This window comes from Pseudomonas sp. JV414 (assembly GCF_032424305.1).
Lineage (GTDB): Bacteria > Pseudomonadota > Gammaproteobacteria > Pseudomonadales > Pseudomonadaceae > Aquipseudomonas > Aquipseudomonas lini.
The window spans coordinates 102,260-121,907 of the sequence record NZ_VYKC01000022.1 but is presented as its reverse complement, the minus strand read 5'-3'; the positions used below and the strand labels follow the sequence as shown (position 1 = coordinate 121,907).

The window sequence follows — 19,648 nt, the reverse complement described above, 5'->3', positions numbered from 1 at the left end:
GTAGGAGCTGCCGCAGGCTGCGATCTTTTCCGGCAGACGCCTACATCCGCTACGGATTATGTGCCAGGTGCTCGGGCTGCAAGACGCGCTTGGCGCTCAGATAGGCTTTCTGCCAGTAAGCCTTGGACAAGCTGTCCAGCTTGACCGTGCCGCCCGTGGCTGGCGCGTGGACGAAGCGGCCTTCGCCGACGTAGATCCCGGCGTGGCTGACCTGGGAGCCGCCATTGGTGGCGAAGAAAATCAGGTCACCGGTTTGCAGGCCTTCCTTGCCGATATTGGGGGCCTGCATGCCGATCATCTCGCGGGTGGAGCGCGGCAAGGAAATGCCTGCGACATCGCGATACACATAACCGATCAGACCGCTGCAATCGAACCCGGAATCCGGCGTGTTGCCGCCCCAGCGATAAGGCGTTCCCACCAGACCCAGCGCACGAAACAGCACGTCTTCTGCCGCAGGGGAAAAGGCTTGGGAAGGACCAAAAACAATCGGAGCGCGAACCACCGGCGCAGGTGGCGGTGTGCGGCTGGCGCAGGCGCTGAGCAGTGCTGCGAAGAACATGAGTGCGAGGCGGGCCGACATCGTCATAAACAGAACATCCTGATCTGGCTGCGGCTTTTTTCTGCCACAAAGACAGAAAAGAAAACCGCCTGCGCAGAACGCAGGCGGTTTGCCATCAATAATAGATCAGGATTCTAGCGGCTACGCGGCAAACTTCAAGTAAGACTTTAACTTCGCCTTACAAACTGTCCGCTTACTTGCGCGCCGTGACGATAGCCGGGGCCGCAGCAGGCGCCATCGCGAGTGCGCGCTTGGCTTCGATGAAGGTCTTGCTCCAGTAGCTGTCGCCCAGACTATCGATCCGGACACCACCGCTTTTGCGGCTGCTGGAATGGATGAACTGGTTGTCCCCCAAGTAGATCCCGGCGTGACTGACACGACCGCGACGGCCATTGGTGGCGAAGAACAGCAGGTCACCCGGTTTGAGGGCGCTGCGAGCAACCAGAGGAGCATCAACGTTGATCATTTCGCGAGTGGAGCGCGGCAGGTTCATGCCGGCCTCTTCACGAAACAGATAACCGATGAAGCCGCTGCAGTCGAAACCAGCCTCGGAGGTGCCGCCGAAACGGTAACGGGTACCGATCAGGGACATGCCACGTTCGAGGATGCTGTCGGCCAGAACCGGAAGCTGGTACGACTTGCCGCCGGCGAAGTCTGCCAGTTCTTTATCATTGACCAGCTCTTCCTGGAAAAGAACGGAAGAAGATTGCGCGGTAACTGAATTTGAAACCTGCTGTTTTGGCTCTTGCTGGGGCACTGGAGAGTGAGCAGCGCAACCGAACAACAGGGTGACGAGTGCGAGAGGCACGAGGGGTGCGAAGCGCTTTAGCATGGGCACGACCGTGGCTGATAGTTATAAAAGAAGCCGCGACTATGCCCGCTATCAACCTCATTTGCAAATTCAATCGATCTTTATGTGACTTCTCGGTTTCTCGTTTACATCTAAGCGCTTAAGCCCATTTTGAACCTTTGCGCAGCCTGCCCTCTTGCAGGAAAGCGGATTTGTTGACGCCTGGAATATGCCGAAACCCGTGTAAAACCTGGGCTTGATCAGGTTTTTCACCAACCAAGGGTTTCTTTCAAAAACGGGATTGTCAGCTTGCGCTGAGCTTGAAGGGAGGCCTGATCGAGGCGCTCAAGCAACTCGAAAAGCGCACTCATGCTGCGGGTGCCACGGGTCAGAATAAAATGCCCGACCTCGTCGGTCAGGTGCAGGCCACGACGGGATGCGCGCAACTGCAAGGCACGCAATTTGTCTTCGTCAGAGAGTGGGCGCATCTGGAAGATGAGTGCCAGCGTCAGCCGCGACTTGAGATCCGCCAGTTTCACCGGCAGTTCACGCGGAGACGTCGAGGCGGCGATCAACAGACGCCGACCGCTGTCACGCAAGCGATTGAATAGATGGAACAGCGCCTCTTCCCAATCTGCCTTGCCGGCGACTGCCTGCAAATCGTCCAGGCAGACCAGTTCGTATTGTTCGAGGTTATCGAGGATTTCGATGCCGCGGTCCAGCAACTCGGCCAACGGCAAGTACACCGCACGCTCCCCCAGTTGCTCGAAACGCAAACATGCCGCCTGCAACAAATGCGTGCGCCCTACCCCGTCCTTGCCCCAGAGGTAAATCAGGCTTTCCGTCCAGCCGGCGTCGGCTTCGCAGAGCCGCTCGACATAGCCGAGTGCAGCGGCATTGGCGCCTGGGTAGTAATTGATAAAGGTAGCGTCATCACGCAGACGCACACCTAGGGGCAGCTGAATCGGTTTCATGCTGACTGAACAGTTCCAAAGGAACCGTTAGTGGCCTCTGTGTAAAGTTTGCGAAGTTTATACCCGTGAGGCTGACCGCACAATGCGACAGACCACAAGCAAAATCAAAGGTTTGCGTTAACACACTGGTTTTATGACAGATTCTTTGGCGGCGCATGTGACAGCCACGCGAGCGATACGGGCAAACCTGGCACGAAACCAGGCTGCCCGCCATGAGCGATCAAAAACCCTTACAGCGTGGATTCGTCGACACCGCCGTAGATATCCGAATCCTTATACAAATCATGTATATGACGCACCAGGACCATAATCACCGCCGCCACTGGCAACGCCAGCAGCACGCCGGTAAAACCAAACAGCTCGCCGCCAGCCAGGATGGCGAAGATAACCGCCACCGGATGCAGGCCGATCCGGTCGCCCACCAGCAACGGCGTCAGCACCATACCTTCCAGCGCCTGGCCGACCATGAACACCGCGACAATACCGATCATGGGATACAGATCGCCACCGAACTGGAACAGACCGGCAATCAATGCCGCACCAATCCCGATGACGAATCCCATGTACGGCACGATCGCCGCCAGACCAGCAATCAGACCGATCAACAGCCCCAGCTCCAGCCCGACGATCATCAAACCTGCGGCGTAGATCACGCCGAGCGCCAGCATCACCAGCAACTGACCGCGCACGAACGCGCCAAGCACTTCGTGGCATTCTCCCGCCAGAGACATGACGCGCTCTTCACGATCACGTGGCAGCAGGCTACGGATCTTGGCCATCATCAGATCCCAGTCGCGCAGCAGATAAAAACTCACCACCGGAATCAGCACCAGATTAGCCAGCCAGCCGATCAACGCAAGGCCTGAAGCCGTCGCCTGACTCAGCACCACGCCGACCACATCGGTGGTCTGGCCCATGTGCTCGCTGAACGCCGCCTTGAGCTTGTCGAACTTCCAGAAGCCGTCCGACAACCCCATCTTCGATTGCGCCCACGGCACCGCGGTGTGCTGCAACCAGTCGAGCATTTGCGGCGCCAGTTCATATAAACGAAACAGTTGCTTGGCGAGCATCGGCACCAACACCAACAGCAACGCGGTGACGATCAACGTGAACAAGGCGAACACCGCCACCACGCCCCAGGTCCGTGACAGACCGTACTTCTCCAGCCGATCCACCAGCGGGTCGAACAGATAAGCCAGTAACAGTGCCACCAGGAACGGCGTCAGGATCGGGTGCAACAGGTAAACAAACGCGCAAAGCAGGACCACCCCACCGAGCCAGAACCAACGCCGTGTATCGGCCATGTACAACTCCTGCTTCTATATAAAGAAAAACTACCAGCGAAAACGTAACTGCGGCGTCGGTGCCGGGGCCGGCGCTGCGACCGGTGTCGAGCCAGCCGCCACGGGTTGAACAGGCGCAGTGGGGGTCGGCGCCTCACCGGCCGGAATTTCTTGCAACCTGGCCAAAGACAACTGCGCCCGCAGCTGATCGGCGCTGCCGTTGACCCGATAAAGCACGCGGTCGCCGTCGACACTTTGCAGGCGTGCACCCAAAGGCTCCAGCAAACGCCCGAGCGTCGCATAACGCTCCAGACTCATCCCCTGCACTTCCAGCAATTGCTCGCTCGACGCGCCCGGTTTGGCGGCAAAACGCGGCGCCAGGCGTTGACTGACCGCCAGCATCACCGCATCGGCCAGCGCGGCGGTATCCGCGCCCTGCACGCTACCCGCTTCTTTCTGATCGCCCAGCCACAAACGCCACTTGGCTTGCCATTGGCCACCCTCTTCACGGGCATGCACCGCCAGCAAGGCGTCGGCATTGTAGCGGTCGGATGCGCCCCGCAGTGGTGCCGGGTCCGCACTTTCCAGATTCGGCGCTGTGGCGACAATTTGCTCGTTCAGGTCTGCCAGCGGCAAACGCAGCGGCAGCCCACGATGTTGCGCCGCTCGAAGCAGTGGCGTGGCACTGGCCTGGCCATCACCGACCAGGCTCGAACCTTCAGTGGAATCGCTCAACCACCAACCGAGAATCGACGGCCGGTTGCTGCCCCACATGGCCAACCCGGCACGCCGCAACGCCTGTTCGGTGGTGGCCGGATCGAAATCGACTTTCAGCACTTGCGGCGGCCCGGCCTCATAACCGAACTGACTGATGATTTGCTGAGGGTCTTTGCGCACGGTCGCCAGACCCGGGCTCTGCGCCGCCTTGGGGTCGCCGGTCAGGCGCAACACCAACGTATCCAGCGCTCGCTGAGTCGCCTGATCGCGCTCCTCCGGCGTCTGGCTGCTGACGGGTTCGCGCACTTGATAGAGGCCTTTGACGGTTTCGGCATGGCCGGTCAGGCTGACCATGGATAAACAGCCCACGAACAAGAATTTAAGAAAACGCATAAAAAGATTCCTGACGACAAGAGCGGCTGGAACAGACCGCGTGAAGATGATTGAACCAAGGGTCTGTTGACCACACGTTCAAGCAAAACATTCACCCGATCCCGGTAAGTTTTCGCACTGTCATAACGATAGACGGTTAACGTCGATACCTTATACAGCCATCCGGGACGCCACCAACACGGGCAATATCGGTTTTTTTAACGCGATATGCCTCTGCCCGTCGGCACGAGGATGGCCGCTGCCCCTCAAGCCTGATAAAATCGCGCGCCTTCGCAGACCGGCAACAGCCGGGCACCCTGAAATTCGCGGATGGCACTCGCCTTCGTTTGTTTCGGCGGTCCCACTGGACTCGGTCGTTACCCCTGAATCCCCCCTAAAGGCCTGGATCATGAGCAAGCAACCCTCCCTGAGCTACAAGGACGCCGGTGTAGACATCGACGCCGGTGAAGCATTGGTCGAACGCATCAAGAGCGTCGCCAAGCGCACTGCGCGCCCGGAAGTCATGGGCGGCCTGGGCGGTTTCGGCGCCCTCTGCGAGATCCCGGCCGGTTACAAACAACCGGTGCTGGTATCGGGCACTGACGGCGTCGGCACCAAGCTGCGCCTGGCGCTGAACCTGAACAAGCACGACAGCATCGGCATCGACCTGGTGGCCATGTGCGTGAACGACCTGGTGGTCTGCGGCGCCGAGCCGCTGTTCTTCCTCGACTACTACGCCACCGGCAAACTGAACGTCGAAACCGCGACCCAGGTCGTGACCGGCATTGGCGCTGGCTGTGAACTGTCCGGCTGCTCCCTGGTCGGCGGCGAAACCGCTGAAATGCCTGGCATGTACGAAGGCGAAGACTACGACCTGGCCGGCTTCTGCGTCGGTGTCGTGGAAAAGTCCGAAATCATCGACGGTTCCAAAGTCGCTGCCGGCGATGCCCTGCTCGCCCTGCCGTCTTCCGGCCCGCACTCCAACGGCTACTCGCTGATCCGCAAGATCATCGAAGTGTCCGGTGCAGACATCGAAAACATCCAGCTCGACGGCAAACCGCTGACCGACCTGCTGATGGCCCCGACCCGCATCTACGTGAAGCCGCTGCTCAAGCTGATCAAGGACACCGGCGCCGTCAAAGCCATGGCCCACATCACCGGTGGCGGCCTGCTGGACAACATCCCGCGCGTTCTGCCAAAAGGCGCACAAGCGGTGGTTGACGTTGCAAGCTGGACTCGCCCTGCCGTGTTCGACTGGCTGCAAGAGAAAGGCAACGTCGACGAAAACGAAATGCACCGCGTACTGAACTGCGGCGTCGGCATGGTCATCTGCGTTGCTCAAGAGCACGTTGAAACCGCGCTGAACGTACTGCGTGAAGCCGGCGAGCAGCCTTGGGTCATCGGTCAGATCGCCACCGCTGCCGAAGGCGCGGCTCAGGTTGAACTGAAGAACCTCAAGGCTCATTGATGTCCCAGACCTGTGATGTGGTGGTGCTGTTGTCCGGCACCGGCAGTAACTTGCAGGCCTTGATCGACAGCACGCGGACCGGCGACAGCCCGGCCCGCATCGCTGCGGTGATCTCCAACCGCGCCGACGCCTACGGCCTGCAACGCGCCAGGGACGCGGGTATCGACACCCGCACCCTGGATCACAAGGCTTTCGAAGGTCGCGAGGCCTTCGATGCCGCGCTGATCGAACTGATCGACGCCTTCAACCCCAAACTCGTGGTACTGGCCGGTTTCATGCGCATTCTCAGCGCTGACTTCGTGCGCCACTATCAGGGTCGCCTGCTCAATATCCATCCTTCGCTGCTGCCCAAATACAAAGGGTTACACACTCATCAGCGCGCGCTGGAAGCCGGCGACACTGAACACGGCTGTTCCGTGCACTTCGTCACCGAGGAACTCGATGGCGGACCACTGGTCGTACAGGCAGTAATACCGGTAGAGTTGCACGATTCGCCGCAGAGTCTGGCGCAGCGAGTCCATACCCAGGAACACCTGATCTACCCGATGGCCGTACGCTGGTTTGCCGAAGGTCGTTTATCACTCGGTGAACAAGGTGCTTTACTGGACGGACAGTTACTCGCGGCCAGCGGCCACTTGATTCGAACCTAGGAGATTTTATGCGTCGCGCCCTGCTCTTCGCTTGCGCTCTGCTCGCCCTGCCGTTTGCGCAGGCCGCAGACCTTCAACCCTTCTCCGCCAGCTACACCGCCGACTGGAAGCAGCTGCCCATGAGCGGCACCGCCGAACGCAGCCTGACCAAGGGAGCCAACGGCGTCTGGAAACTCAGCTTCAAGGCGTCGATGATGATCGCCAGCCTGACTGAAGAAAGCACCCTGACCCTGGACAAGGACACGCTGCTGCCACAGTCCTACCACTTCGAACGTGGTGGCCTGGGCAAAGCCAAGAAGGCCGATCTGGACTTCGACTGGACCAACAAGATGGTCACCGGCACCGATCGCGGTGACGCCGTCAAGCTTCCGCTCAACCGCGGCATGGTCGACAAGTCCACCTATCAACTGGCGCTGCAGCATGACGTGGCCGCCGGCAAGAAAAGCATGAGCTATCAGGTCGTCGATGACGGCGAAGTCGATACCTATGACTTCCGCGTGCTGGGTTCGGAGAAAGTCGACACCAAGGCTGGCCAGATCGATGCGATCAAGGTCGAGCGCGTGCGCGATCCGACACAAAGCAAGCGCATCACCGTGCTGTGGTTCGCCAAGGATTGGGATTATTTGCTGGTCCGTCTGCAACAGGTCGAAACCGACGGCAAGGAGTACAACATCATGCTCCTCGACGGCACGGTCAACGGCAAGCCGGTCAAAGGCAGCTGATCCGCAACAACATGAAAGCCCCGCAAACGCGGGGCTTTTTTTCGTTTGTCATTTGGCTGGGTGAGAGCGATCAGCGCACGGTAAAGCGTTGCTGGGCCAGCAGGCGATCGCCCTGGAACACCATGAAACGCCATTCACCGGGAACGACTTCGTGGCTTTCGGTGAACTCGTACGCCATCACGTCCTGCGGAGCGCCAGGCACCAGTTTCTGAGTGACTTCCAGCTTGTCGTGACGCACGCCATCCGGAGTACGGATGCCCGGCGTGAAATAGAGCAACGTCAGCGGCTGGTCTTCGGCGACCTTGCCGGCCAACTGGTAACGCATACCGAACTTGGTGCCGAGTTTGGCGGGGACGATTTCGGTTTGCTGTATCTGTTCATTGCTGCGGCGCAAAACTCGCTCGCCCGATTGCAGTTCGGCTTTCGGGCCAGCGAACACGCCATATTCCACCGGGCCTTCGACACGGACTTCGGCACTGGCCAGACCACTGACGAACATCATTGTGGCCAGGGCGGCTAAACGGGTGAGGTGCATGGTGCGCTCCTTGATTGAGATGGCCGGAGCGTATGACACGGACATGACTTATTGATGACAGGTCCGAGTTTGGCGACAGGTTCAACAAATGGGTTGAATGAGCTACCGCTTTCGCCGCGCCGCGAAATCAGCTTTTACCAACGGAACGAGGCAAAATCGCCAAAAAGTTATCCCGTGCAATCTTTCTGGCAACATCCTCCCGTAAGGCATCAAGAAACGGATCGAAGCTGCGCATTTCCTGACCGAGCTTGTTGAAACGTCCCACCACATCGGAACCGAGCATGAAGCGCTCCGGAAAGCGCTCCACCAGCTTCACCCATTCATCCCGAGGCGTGCCCTGCTCATCCAGCAGATAAGGCGTCAGCATGCTCCAGGACAGGTCAATGAACAGATTGGGGTAGGCCTCGAGCATTCGCGACAGCGTTGGCAACAGAAAATCCAGCTGCGTCTGATGCCGATGAATCTCCGCACTGGTGCCTGCATGAGCCCAGATAAACCGGGTGTGCGGATGATTGCGCAGCGGCTCTTCGACTTCTGCCAGGTACAGCGGATTTTTCTCACGCTTGGAGGTGATGTTGGAATGCAGCATCACCGGCAAGTCGTTCTCGGCAGCCAGGTGATAGATGCGGGTCATCGCCTCGTTGTTGGCCCGCGGCGTGTCGCCGGACGTCAGCGCAGTCAGATCGTCGTGACGGGTAAAGACTTCGCCGATGCCCTGCCAAAGCCCGGGATTGAGGTCGAGCATGCGCTGGATGTGTGCCGCGGAGTTTTTGTCATTCGGGTTGAAGCCGGACAGGAAAGGGTGAAAACGCTGGCGCTGCTCGGGCGTCAACTTATTCACCGCCGCCGCGACGATCACATCGGTCGCGCTGTACCAGTAGGCATCGGCGTCATCGCCGGCGTAATAACGTGGGCGCTTGGGTTCGTCTTCGTGCCATTTCTTGGCCACCGGAATGCCGGAAATCATCACATGCTCGATGGCATTGTCGTCCATGGCCGTGAGCAATTTCGACATGCCCGCCGTTTCCTGGAAGAAATCGACGTAATGCAGGTGCGCATCGCTGTAGGCGTATTCGCGAGCGTAGGCATCAACGCTGCACAGCGCCAACAGCCAGGCGAGGCTCAAACGGATCGGGGGCACGGGATTCTCCTGGATATGGGCAACTGCGGTATGAGCACCATAGACCGCCCCGCGCAAACCGGGGTTCAGCCGGCAAGAAAGTGGAACGCGAACTTGAAGGAATGCTCTATAACTTCACGGTCTTTTTGATCGAATGACTTTTCCACTGCCCGCGAGGTTTCCCATGACTGTTACCGTCAATACCATCTCCGCCGAAGGTTTTCGTCACAGCGTCCAGATCGATGACCACGAACTTTTTGCCGATGTGCCGAAAACCTCTGGCGGCGAAGGCACCGCGCCCGAGCCCCATGACTACTTCGATGCAGCCCTCGGTGCCTGTAAGGCCCTGACGCTGAAAATGTATGCCCAGAAAAAAAACATCCCGCTGACGGGTGTCGAGGTTGAGGTCACGCGCGACAACAGTGAAGAGCAGAAAGGCAAATACGCCCTGCACGTCGAACTCACGCTCAAGGGTGTGCTTACCGACGCTCAGCGTGACGAACTGCACCGCGTGGCCGACCGCTGCCCGGTACACAAGCTCATGACCACTTCCGAGATCAGCATCGAAACCCATCTGTCCGAAGGTGCCTTCAGCCAATAGCGGCAAGGGCTGCGCAAGCGGGTTATGCTCCCTGCGTCACCCGCTCAGCCTGGAATGCACCATGAACACTCCGCTCGTGATCCGCCCTCGCGCCGAAGATGTCGAAGGTCAGCCGATTCTTCGCCCGTTGCCGTCAGCCAAATGCCGCAACGTCGGGCCTTTCGTGTTTTTCGACCACATGCTCGAAACCCGTTATCCGGCGGGCAAAGGCATGAACATCCGTCAGCATCCGCACATCGGTCTGTCCACCCTCACCTACCTGTTCGAAGGGCAAATCCAGCACAAGGACAGCCTCGGTTCCGATCAGGTGGTGAATGCCGGCGATGTCAGCTGGATGACCGCGGGTAGCGCAATTGCCCACGTCGAACGCACGCCCGAGCCATTGAAAGACAGCGGCTTTACGATGCACGGCTTACAGATCTGGCTGGCTTCGCCCAAGGATCGTGAACACGGTCCGGGACACTACAGCCACCATCCGGCTGCCACGCTGCCCGTCAGCGATAACCTTGGCGTGAAGATACGGATGATCGCCGGGTCAGGCTTCTGCCTCGAATCGCCGGTCCCAGTGCTTTCTCCTACGCTCTACGCCGAATTGAACCTGCAAACAGCGACCACATTGCTGATTCCCACCGAGCATGAAGAACGGGCACTGTATGTACTGAGCGGTGAGGCGCAACTGGATGGCGAGGCGCTGGAGCCGCATTCGCTGGTGGTATTGCCGGCCGGGGAAGAGATGACACTGTTCGCCGAGAGCGACTGTCATGCCGTGCTGTTTGGCGGCGCGCCGCTGGATGGCCCGCGACGGATCAACTGGAATTTCGTGGCCAGTGATCCAGCATTGATCGATGAAGCACGTCGGCGCTGGGCGGCCGGGGATTGGCCGACTGTGCCGGGGGAAAGTGAGCGGATCGAGTTGCCTTAGGTCCTGAGTCGCCTATCAGATTGCCTTCAAAATAAAAACCATCAAGACAGTTGCTCCCACATTTGATCGAGTCGTCCGCAAAATTTACAGTCGACGCCGATCCACTGTGGGAGCGGGCTTGCTCGCGAAGGGGACGGCACTAACACCACCCCTATCAGGGCTACAAACAGCAATCAGTCCTTGAACACTTCATCCAGCAAGTCATACATCGATGGCGACGGAACGAACCATGATTTGGCTCATGATTAACTCCCGGTAAAAAAGCCCCAGAATGAAAAAACCCGCCGAAGCGGGTTTTTTTACAACGCGGTTAAACCGACAGTTCAACCAACAGCTTGTTCAGACGGCGCACATAAGCCGCCGGGTCTTTCAAGCTGTCGCCGGCCGCCAGGGCCGCCTGATCGAACAGGATGTGCGACAGGTCGCCGAAGCGCTCGTCGCTCTGCTCGTTGTCGAGTTTCTCGATCAGCGGGTGAGCCGGGTTGAATTCGAAGATTGGCTTCGAATCCGGAACCTTCTGACCGCTGGCTTCCAGGATCTGACGCATTTGCAGGCCCAGGTCCTGCTCGCCGATGGCCAGAATCGCCGGGGAATCGGTCAGACGATGGGAAACCCGCACTTCAGCAACGGAGTCGCCCAAAGCGGTCTTGAGACGCTCAACCAGGCCTTCTTTGGACTTGGCGACTTCTTCCGCGGCTTTCTTGTCTTCTTCCGAATCCAGGTTGCCGAGGTCCAGGTCACCGCGTGCCACGTCGACAAAGCTCTTGCCGTCGAAGTCGTTGAGGTAGCTCATCAGCCACTCGTCGATGCGGTCGGTCAGCAGCAGCACTTCGATGCCTTTCTTGCGGAAGACTTCCAGGTGCGGGCTGTTTTTGACTTGCGCGTAGGTTTCACCGGTCAGGTAGTAGATCTTGTCCTGACCTTCCTTGGCGCGGGCCAGGTAGTCGGCCAGACCTACAACCTGCTCGCCGTCATCGCCCTGAGTGGACGCGAAACGCAGCAGGCCGGCAATTTTTTCTTTGTTGGCGAAGTCTTCTGCCGGGCCTTCTTTCATGACCTGACCGAAGTTCTTCCAGAAGCCTTTGTATTGCTCAGGCTCGTTCTTCGCCAGTTTTTCCAGCATGTCCAGAACGCGCTTGGTCAGCGCCGACTTCATCGAATCGATGATCGGGTCTTTCTGCAGGATTTCCCGCGACACGTTCAGCGACAGGTCGTTGGAGTCGACCACGCCTTTGATGAAGCGCAGGTACAGCGGCAGGAACGACTCTGCCTGATCCATGACGAACACACGCTGCACGTACAGCTTCAGGCCTTTCGGCGCCTCCCGCTGGTACAGATCGAATGGAGCACGGGTCGGCACATAAAGCAGCGAGGTGTACTCGAGTTTGCCTTCGACCTTGTTGTGGCTCCAGCTCAGCGGGTTTTCGAAATCGTGAGCGACGTGCTTGTAGAACTCTTGGTATTCCTCGTCTTTTACTTCAGTGCGAGGGCGAGTCCACAGGGCGCTGGCGCGGTTGACGGTTTCCCATTCAACGGCAGGCTTGTCTTCGCCTTCAACGGCTGCCACTTCTTTCGGCAACTCGATCGGCAAGGCGATATGGTCGGAGTACTTCTTGATGATGTTGCGCAGACGCCAGCCATCGGCGAACTCGTCTTCAGCGGACTTCAGGTGCAGGACGATACGAGTACCACGGTCGGCTTTCTCGACGGTGGAGATTTCGAATTCGCCTTCGCCCTTGGACGACCAGTGCACACCTTCGCTGGCAGCGAGGCCGGCACGGCGGCTGAATACGTCAACTTTATCGGCGACGATGAAGGCCGAGTAGAAACCGACACCGAACTGACCGATCAGGTGCGAGTCTTTTTTCTGATCGCCAGACAGGTGTTTCATGAAATCAGCGGTGCCGGACTTGGCGATGGTGCCCAGATGCGTAACCGCATCTTCACGGCTCATGCCGATGCCGTTGTCTTCGAGGGTGACGGTTTTAGCGTCCTTGTCGAAGCTCACACGGATTTTCAGTTCAGCGCCGCCTTCCAGCAATTCAGGCTTGGCCAGTGCTTCAAAGCGTAATTTATCGACAGCGTCAGAGGCGTTCGAGATCAATTCGCGAAGGAAAATTTCCTTGTTGGAATACAGCGAATGGATCATGAGGTGCAGCAGTTGCTTCACCTCGGTCTGGAAGCCCAGGGTTTCCTTTTGAGTTTCCACACTCATGGTCATCAAACTCCAATCAGATGGCAGTGGCCGCGACCTTGAGGGTCGGCGGCGGGTTGTCCTCAGAGTTGGGGGCTGAGATCAGGATTTCAAGGGCTCTTCGATTTTGAAGTGAGCGCGGGCCGTGGCAATGGGCTCGGCTTCGGTGCTTTGCCAAGCGGTAATTGCCACGTTTGCCACCCGGCGCCCCTGTCGGCACACCTGGCATCTGGCCCAGGTATCGCGAAACTGCCCCGCGCGCAGGTAGTCGAGGGAAAAGTCGATAATCTTCGGCACACCAGGCGAGCCGGTGAAGATCAGCAGGTGCAGTGCTGCCGAGAGCTCCATGAACCCAGCAATCACCCCGCCATGAATCGCCGGCAATAAAGGATTACCAATGTTGTCTTTGTTGGCCGGCAGACGAAACAGCAGCTCATCCCCCACCCGTGAACATTCGACGCCGATCAGTCTGGCGTAGGGAATCAGGTCCAGCAGCGAGGCGTAGTCTCCCTGCGCATGGGCCTGTTGAAGTTGTTCCTTGAACGTGTCGGTCATTTCGCAACTCCAGCGACGGCACCGGCAATAGCACCGCCAAAACCTTTGGTGCCTTTGATGCTCTTGCCCATACGCATGAAGGTGCCTACCACATGGGCGATGGGCTGTTCGGGGTCGTCCTGATAGGCAAAACCGCGCGCGAAGATCACGTCGGTGGTCACTCGGTAGCATTGAGCGAAGCCGTATACGTCCTTGTGCGGCTCGGCGGCGTGCATGTAGTCGATGCGCAAGTCGAGCGTCGGACAGACTTCGAATTCGGGCAGCACACAGAGGGTGGCCATGCCGCAGGCAGTGTCCATCAGTGAGGTCAGCGCACCACCATGAATCACCCCGGTTTGCGGATTACCGACGATCTGCGGGCTGTACGGCAAAATCACCGTCAATCCTTCGCTGCTGGCGCTGTGAACACGCATGCCGAGTACCTGACAATGCCGCAATGCCGACAGGAATCGCGTCGCACGCTCAAAAACGGGATTTTCGGCCATTTGATAAAACTCTTCTTAGTGTCTGGTCAAGTAGCGGGCTAGAAGGCAAAAGTTCCGCAGCAAAACAAACTTATATATCTGTATGAATTGAGGAACTTAACCCTATTCGCTGTGCTCGAAAGGCCAGTAGATATTTTCCATAAGGAGAAACACCCCATGCGTAAGACTTTAGCTATTGCCTTGATGTTGACCGCTTCCCTCGGTCTCGCTGCCTGCGATAAAAAATCCGAGGACAAAGCTCAAGATGCCACCAAACATGCCGAGCAAGCTCAGGAAAAAATGGGCGAAGCTCAGGATAAAGTGAACGAGGCTGCAAAAGAAAACGCCGAAGCTGCCAAAGCTCAGGCCGAATCGAACGCAGCAGCGGCAAAAGAAGCAGCTCCAGCTCCAGCTCCAGCTCCAGAAGCCCCTAAAAACTAAAACGTTTTTAGTGTGATAAAAGAAAACCCGCCAAGTGCGGGTTTTCTTTTTATTGGCGATAAGTATTAGAGCAAAATTGTTCTAAAAGTCGGACTAATCATCAGCAACAACGAACACACTACCCCCACAAACCACACCAGGCTGCGCTGCCAGGCCAGATCTACCCAATAGCACAGCAAGTAAATGATGCGCGCGATCACAAAGATGATTGCCAGCGTATCGATCAGCCATCCCGCCGTCTGCGTGGTGTGCGCCATCAACACCCCTACCGCGAACAATAAGAACGCCTCGAAACTGTTCTGGTGGGCCGCCAATGCACGGGCGCCGAAACCGGTTAGTTGGGCCTGCTGCTGGCGCGGCAGGTGATTGTCGTAACCGCCCTGCTCGTTCATGGCCTTGGCCACTGGAATCTTTGCCACGTAAATCAACAATGCGCTGACAAACACACACCAGAACGGAATACTCATCAAGCAGCCTCCTTGTTCGCTTCAGGCAATGGCGCCTCTGTAGGGGTATACACCATTACATCAAGAACGTCGGAGTGAAACTCGCGGCGATACAACACCAGCACGACGCCGGCACTCATCAGCATGAACAACCAGGGGCTGACGAACCACGCCAGCATGGTCATGCCGAAGTAATAGGAACGCAGACCGAAGTTGAACTGGTTGGCCGCCATGGAGATGACACGGGCGGCTCGGGAAGCGAAGGCTTTGCGCTCTTGCTCGGACACATGGCGCTCGCCGATCATCGGTGCAGAGCCCACCAGAATCGCCGCAAAGTTGTACTGACGCATGCACCAACTGAAGGTAAAGAACGCATAGACAAACACCAGCGCCAGGCACAACAACTTGATCTCCGACATCCCTTGGGAAGCCTGTTGCACCATCGGGATATCCGCCAGCAACGACACGGCTCTGTCGGATGCACCCAACACCGTGAGAATACCGGCCAGGATAATCAGCGTACTGGAGGCGAAGAACGAGGCATTGCGTTCCAGGTTACCAATCACGCTGGCATCGGCAATGCGGTTGTCGCGCAACAGCATGCGGCGCATCCAGTCTTCGCGATACAGGTGCAGCACGCTGGCCAGGCACGCGGTGTCGCGGCCCTTCCACGTTGCGTAACGGGTGTAGCCACCCCAGCAGACGGCAAACCAGAGTGCGGCGAGAATGTGGATCAGATTGGCGTGGATGAACGACATGCAATTCCCTGTGAGGCATTAGTTAAATCTGTAGGAGCGAGGCTTGCCCGCGAAGACGGCGTGTCAGTCGATAATTTCTTCGGATCTGACATCGCCTTTGCGGGCAAGCCTCGCTCCTACACAGGTAGTGCTTCGACGTTAGCGCAAGGAAAAAGACACCGCATCCCGCCCATAAAAAAATGCCCCGTATCGATTGATACGGGGCATTTCTATTTTTGCAGGAAGCAGTTCGAGGCCCGCTTGTGGCGGGCCTTAAAGCGACTTAAGCCAACGCTTCTTCGCGCTTGCCCAGCAGACGGTCGCAAACCACGGCAACCACCAGGGTCATGACCGCTGGCACTAGCCACGCCAGACCCTGCTCGCTCAGTGGCAGATGAGTCAGTTGAGTCGGCATCCAGTCAGCCAGACCGGCGCCCTTGAGGGCATCGATCAAACCAAAGATGAACGACACCAGCATCACCGGACCGACAATACGGCCCTGCTCATGCCAGAAATCCTTGCAGAAGCTCAGGGCTACCAGGGCGATGCACGGCGGGTAGATGGCGGTCAGCACCGGGATCGAGAAAGCAATCAGCTTGGTGAGGCCCAGGTTGGACACCAACAAGGAGAACGCAGCCAGGATGATCACCAGCGTCTTGTAGGACAGTGGCAGTACACGGCTGAAGTATTCGGCACAGGCACACGTCAGACCGACCGCTGTTACCAGGCAGGCCAGGGAGATCAACACCGCGAGGAAACCGCTGCCGAGCGAACCGAATGTGTGCTGAACATACGCGTGCAATACCGCCGCGCCGTTGGCAGCACCGGCGGCCACTTCATGGCTGCCCGAACCGAGACGGAACAGACTGACATAAACCAGTGCCAGGCCCACGCCGGCAATCAGACCGGCGATGATCGCGTAACGGGTGATCAACGCTGGCGATTCCACGCCGCGGGAGCGAATCGCATTAACGATGACAATGCCAAATACCAGCGCGCCCAGGGTATCCATGGTCAGGTAACCATTGATGAAGCCTTGGGAGAACGGTGCTGCGACATATTCAGGAGTGGCCACGCCGATTTCACCAGCCGGCAACGCGAACGCGGCGATGCCGAGAGCAGCCAGAGCGATGATCTTCAGCGGTGCAAGGAAACGTCCTACGGTGTCCAGCAGACGGCCCGGATAGAGCGAGATGAAGAACACCAGCAGGAAGTACACCGAGCTGTAGAGAAATAGCGCCAGCGGGCTCTCGCCAGTCAACGGCGCCAGGCCTACTTCAAACGACACGGTCGCGGTGCGCGGCGTCGCGAACAACGGGCCAACAGCGAGGTAGCACGCGGCTGCCAGCAGGCCACCGGCGACTTTACCGATCGGGCTGCTCAAGGCATCCATTGCACCACCGACCTTGGCCAGGGCGACAACGGTGATCACCGGCAGACCGACCGCGGTGATCAGAAAACCCAGCGCCGCCATCCAGACATTAGGCCCGGACTGCAAACCGACGATAGGCGGGAAGATGATGTTGCCAGCCCCGACGAACAGGGCAAACGTCATAAAACCCAGTGCCAGGATGTCCTGGCCTTTCAACACTTTCATTAAGGAAATACCACACTACTGAATCGGAATTTAGAGAGGGATTTCCCTTATGGGTGAGGGAAATGCTGTCGGCCCGTATAGGACTAACCCGTTTAGCGCGTCGCTGCCTTGTGGGCCGCGGACGCAAAAATGGCTGCTAGCCTAACGAATTTGCACGACAAACGCACTGTTACAGGGCGAACTATCCGATACGCGACATTTCAATGTCGCGTTTACATATCTAAATTTCATCGAAAACAGCAAAGATCAAAAGATCGCAGCCTTCGGCAGCTCCTACATGGACTGCATTCCAACTGTAGGAGCTGTCGAAGGCTGCGATCTTTTGATCTTTGGAAACGACAAAGGCCACCCGAAGGTGGCCTTTGTCAGCAGAGTTACAAGCTAAGCGCGAGGCTTACTTGATCGCCCAACCGGTCAGCTCGGACAAAGCCTTGCCGATGTCTGCCAGCGAACGCACGGTTTTAACGCCTGCGTCTTCCAGGGCAGCAAACTTCTCGTCTGCAGTGCCTTTGCCGCCAGAGATGATTGCGCCAGCATGGCCCATGCGCTTGCCCGCAGGGGCAGTCACACCAGCGATGTAGGAAACAACCGGCTTGGTCACGTTTGCCTTGATGTAGGCAGCCGCTTCTTCTTCAGCCGAACCGCCGATCTCACCGATCATTACGATCGCTTCGGTCTTCGGGTCTTCCTGGAACAGCTTCAGGATGTCGATGAAGTTCGAACCCGGGATCGGGTCACCACCGATGCCGACGCAAGTCGACTGACCGAAACCGGCGTCAGTAGTCTGCTTCACAGCTTCGTAGGTCAGGGTGCCGGAACGGGAAACGATACCGACCTTGCCTGGCAAGTGAATGTGACCTGGCATGATGCCGATCTTGCATTCGCCTGGAGTGATCACGCCTGGGCAGTTAGGACCGATCAGGACTACGCCCAGCTCGTCGCACTTGACCTTGGCATCCAGCATGTCCAGGGTAGGAATGCCTTCAGTGATGCAAACGATCAGCTTGATGCCGCCGAAGGCTGCTTCCAGGATGGAGTCCTTGCAGAAAGGAGCTGGAACGTAGATCACGCTGGCGGTGGCGCCAGTGGCAGCTACAGCGTCTTTCACGGTGTTGAACACTGGCAGACCCAGGTGCTCGGTGCCGCCTTTGCCTGGAGTTACACCACCAACCATCTTGGTGCCGTACTCGATGGCTTGCTGGGTGTGGAAACTACCTTGCGAACCGGTAATACCCTGGCAGATAACTTTGGTGTCTTTATTGATCAGGACGCTCATTATTTGCCCTCCGCAGCTTTAACGACTTGTTGAGCAGCGTCGGTCAGGCTGGTAGCAGCGATGATGTTCAAACCGCTTTCTGCCAGTACTTTAGCGCCCAGCTCAGCGTTGTTGCCTTCAAGGCGAACAACAACCGGGATTTTCACGCCGACTTCTTTCACAGCGCCGATGATGCCTTCGGCAATCATGTCGCAACGAACGATGCCGCCGAAGATGTTGACCAATACTGCAGCGACGTTAGTGTCGGACAGGATGATCTTGAACGCTTCGGTTACGCGTTCTTTGGTAGCACCGCCGCCCACGTCGAGGAAGTTGGCTGGTTTGCCGCCATGCAGGTTGACGATGTCCATGGTACCCATGGCCAGGCCAGCACCGTTGACCATGCAACCGATGTTGCCTTCCAGTGCTACGTAGTTCAGTTCGAACTTGGCAGCGTGCGCTTCGCGCGGATCGTCTTGCGACGGATCGTGGAAAGTCTTCAGCTTAGGCTGACGGTACATGGCGTTGGCGTCGATGTTGATCTTGGCGTCGAGGCAATGCAGATCGCCGTCAGCCTTGATCACCAGCGGGTTCACTTCCAGCAGAGCCAGGTCGTGATCCTTGAACAGCTTGGCCAGACCTACGAAGATCTTGGCGAACTGAGCAACTTGCTTGCCTTCCAGGCCCAGCTGGAATGCCAGCTCGCGACCCTGGAATGGCTGAGCGCCAACCAGTGGATCGATAGTGGCCTTGAGGATTTTCTCAGGGGTGTCGTGAGCGATTTTCTCGATGTCCACGCCACCTTCGGTGGAAGCCATGAACACGATGCGACGGCTCGAACGGTCAACGACAGCGCCCAGGTACAGCTCTTTAGCGATATCAGTGCACGATTCAACCAGGATCTTGGTGACTGGCTGACCATTGGCATCAGTCTGGTAAGTCACCAGACGCTTGCCCAACCACTGTTGAGCGAATGCTTTGGCGTCTTCTTTGCTGCGAACCAGCTTTACGCCGCCCGCTTTACCGCGACCACCAGCGTGGACCTGGGCTTTGACAACCCACTCGGTGCCGCCGATTTTGTCGCAAGCTTCTGCTGCTGCTTCCGGGGTGTCTACTGCGTAGCCGGTCGAAACTGGCAGGCCGTACTCAGCGAACAGCTGCTTACCCTGATACTCGTGAAGATTCATGCTTATTACCGTCTTCGTTAGGTACTGCGCATTCGGTGCTGCACTTGTTCAAGTGCCGC

The 19,648-nt window shown here is 57.9% G+C and carries 21 protein-coding genes; 6 read left to right on the top strand and 15 right to left on the bottom strand.

Annotated features, from left to right (window positions below):
• Positions 1–49 precede the first annotated feature (49 nt).
• The 5 genes from F6R97_RS24510 to F6R97_RS24490 form a co-directional block, all read right to left on the bottom strand.
• Complete coding sequence (locus F6R97_RS24510) at positions 50–586, bottom strand: C40 family peptidase (protein WP_038979712.1); 537 nt, start codon at positions 584–586, stop codon at positions 50–52.
• Between the two features lie 166 nt (positions 587–752).
• Entirely contained in the window at positions 753–1,391 is a 639-nt protein-coding gene (locus F6R97_RS24505; protein ID WP_038979710.1) for a C40 family peptidase, read from the bottom strand.
• 227 nt (positions 1,392–1,618) lie between these two features.
• Positions 1,619–2,323, bottom strand: coding sequence for a DnaA regulatory inactivator Hda (gene hda, locus F6R97_RS24500; protein WP_038979708.1), 705 nt, complete (start codon positions 2,321–2,323; stop codon positions 1,619–1,621).
• Between the two features lie 230 nt (positions 2,324–2,553).
• On the bottom strand, positions 2,554–3,627 hold the full coding sequence (locus F6R97_RS24495; RefSeq protein WP_038979706.1) for an AI-2E family transporter: 1,074 nt from the start codon (positions 3,625–3,627) through the stop codon (positions 2,554–2,556).
• 30 nt (positions 3,628–3,657) lie between these two features.
• Positions 3,658–4,716, bottom strand: coding sequence for a DUF2066 domain-containing protein (locus F6R97_RS24490; RefSeq protein ID WP_315867218.1), 1,059 nt, complete (start codon positions 4,714–4,716; stop codon positions 3,658–3,660).
• 388 nt (positions 4,717–5,104) lie between these two features.
• Between F6R97_RS24490 and purM the strand changes: the two genes are divergently transcribed.
• From purM to F6R97_RS24475, 3 genes are read left to right on the top strand one after another with little or no spacing between them, the layout of a single operon-like run.
• Complete coding sequence (gene purM, locus F6R97_RS24485) at positions 5,105–6,163, top strand: phosphoribosylformylglycinamidine cyclo-ligase (protein ID WP_010456810.1); 1,059 nt, start codon at positions 5,105–5,107, stop codon at positions 6,161–6,163.
• Positions 6,163–6,813, top strand: a complete 651-nt coding sequence (gene purN / locus F6R97_RS24480) for a phosphoribosylglycinamide formyltransferase (protein WP_018925121.1) — start codon at positions 6,163–6,165, stop codon at positions 6,811–6,813. Before purM ends, purN begins: the two co-directional genes overlap by 1 nt.
• 8 nt (positions 6,814–6,821) lie before the next feature.
• Positions 6,822–7,535, top strand: a complete 714-nt coding sequence (locus F6R97_RS24475; protein ID WP_038979701.1) for a DUF3108 domain-containing protein — start codon at positions 6,822–6,824, stop codon at positions 7,533–7,535.
• 70 nt (positions 7,536–7,605) lie between these two features.
• Here F6R97_RS24475 and F6R97_RS24470 read toward each other — a convergent pair whose 3' ends face one another.
• The gene (locus tag F6R97_RS24470) at positions 7,606–8,070 is read right to left on the bottom strand and encodes a DUF3859 domain-containing protein (RefSeq protein WP_038979700.1); all 465 of its coding nucleotides are present in this window, start codon (positions 8,068–8,070) and stop codon (positions 7,606–7,608) included.
• Between the two features lie 127 nt (positions 8,071–8,197).
• On the bottom strand, positions 8,198–9,211 hold the full coding sequence (locus tag F6R97_RS24465) for an amidohydrolase family protein (protein WP_315867217.1): 1,014 nt from the start codon (positions 9,209–9,211) through the stop codon (positions 8,198–8,200).
• A 163-nt stretch (positions 9,212–9,374) separates the two neighbouring features.
• On the opposite strand from F6R97_RS24465, the gene F6R97_RS24460 reads away from it, so the two are divergent.
• Both F6R97_RS24460 and F6R97_RS24455 read left to right on the top strand, forming a co-directional pair.
• On the top strand, positions 9,375–9,791 hold the full coding sequence (locus F6R97_RS24460; protein ID WP_038979696.1) for an OsmC family protein: 417 nt from the start codon (positions 9,375–9,377) through the stop codon (positions 9,789–9,791).
• Positions 9,792–9,852: 61 nt separating this feature from the next.
• Positions 9,853–10,713 carry a pirin family protein gene (locus tag F6R97_RS24455; RefSeq protein ID WP_038979695.1) on the top strand — a complete coding sequence of 287 codons (861 nt, stop codon included), beginning with the start codon at positions 9,853–9,855 and terminating at the stop codon, positions 10,711–10,713.
• A gap of 310 nt (positions 10,714–11,023) precedes the next feature.
• On the opposite strand, the gene htpG is transcribed toward F6R97_RS24455, so the two are convergent.
• From htpG to F6R97_RS24440, 3 genes are all read right to left on the bottom strand, one after another.
• Positions 11,024–12,928 carry a molecular chaperone HtpG gene (gene htpG, locus F6R97_RS24450; protein WP_123721239.1) on the bottom strand — a complete coding sequence of 635 codons (1,905 nt, stop codon included), beginning with the start codon at positions 12,926–12,928 and terminating at the stop codon, positions 11,024–11,026.
• Between the two features lie 81 nt (positions 12,929–13,009).
• The gene (locus F6R97_RS24445; RefSeq protein WP_030131718.1) at positions 13,010–13,462 is read right to left on the bottom strand and encodes a PaaI family thioesterase; all 453 of its coding nucleotides are present in this window, start codon (positions 13,460–13,462) and stop codon (positions 13,010–13,012) included.
• On the bottom strand, positions 13,459–13,947 hold the full coding sequence (locus F6R97_RS24440) for a PaaI family thioesterase (protein WP_038979693.1): 489 nt from the start codon (positions 13,945–13,947) through the stop codon (positions 13,459–13,461). Before F6R97_RS24440 ends, F6R97_RS24445 begins: the two co-directional genes overlap by 4 nt.
• Before the next feature lie 156 nt (positions 13,948–14,103).
• On the opposite strand from F6R97_RS24440, the gene F6R97_RS24435 reads away from it, so the two are divergent.
• Positions 14,104–14,367, top strand: coding sequence for a hypothetical protein (locus tag F6R97_RS24435; RefSeq protein ID WP_315867216.1), 264 nt, complete (start codon positions 14,104–14,106; stop codon positions 14,365–14,367).
• A 65-nt stretch (positions 14,368–14,432) separates the two neighbouring features.
• Here F6R97_RS24435 and F6R97_RS24430 read toward each other — a convergent pair whose 3' ends face one another.
• From F6R97_RS24430 to sucC, 5 genes are all read right to left on the bottom strand, one after another.
• Complete coding sequence (locus F6R97_RS24430) at positions 14,433–14,834, bottom strand: MAPEG family protein (protein WP_038979689.1); 402 nt, start codon at positions 14,832–14,834, stop codon at positions 14,433–14,435.
• Positions 14,834–15,571 (bottom strand): DUF599 domain-containing protein, encoded by a 738-nt coding sequence (locus F6R97_RS24425; protein ID WP_038979687.1) that lies wholly within the window; start codon positions 15,569–15,571, stop codon positions 14,834–14,836. Before F6R97_RS24425 ends, F6R97_RS24430 begins: the two co-directional genes overlap by 1 nt.
• A 262-nt stretch (positions 15,572–15,833) precedes the next feature.
• Positions 15,834–17,147, bottom strand: a complete 1,314-nt coding sequence (brnQ, locus tag F6R97_RS24420) for a branched-chain amino acid transport system II carrier protein (RefSeq protein WP_048394337.1) — start codon at positions 17,145–17,147, stop codon at positions 15,834–15,836.
• Between the two features lie 394 nt (positions 17,148–17,541).
• Entirely contained in the window at positions 17,542–18,423 is an 882-nt protein-coding gene (sucD, locus tag F6R97_RS24415) for a succinate--CoA ligase subunit alpha (protein WP_007898976.1), read from the bottom strand.
• On the bottom strand, positions 18,423–19,589 hold the full coding sequence (sucC, locus tag F6R97_RS24410; protein WP_007898980.1) for an ADP-forming succinate--CoA ligase subunit beta: 1,167 nt from the start codon (positions 19,587–19,589) through the stop codon (positions 18,423–18,425). Before sucC ends, sucD begins: the two co-directional genes overlap by 1 nt.
• Positions 19,590–19,648 lie beyond the last annotated feature (59 nt).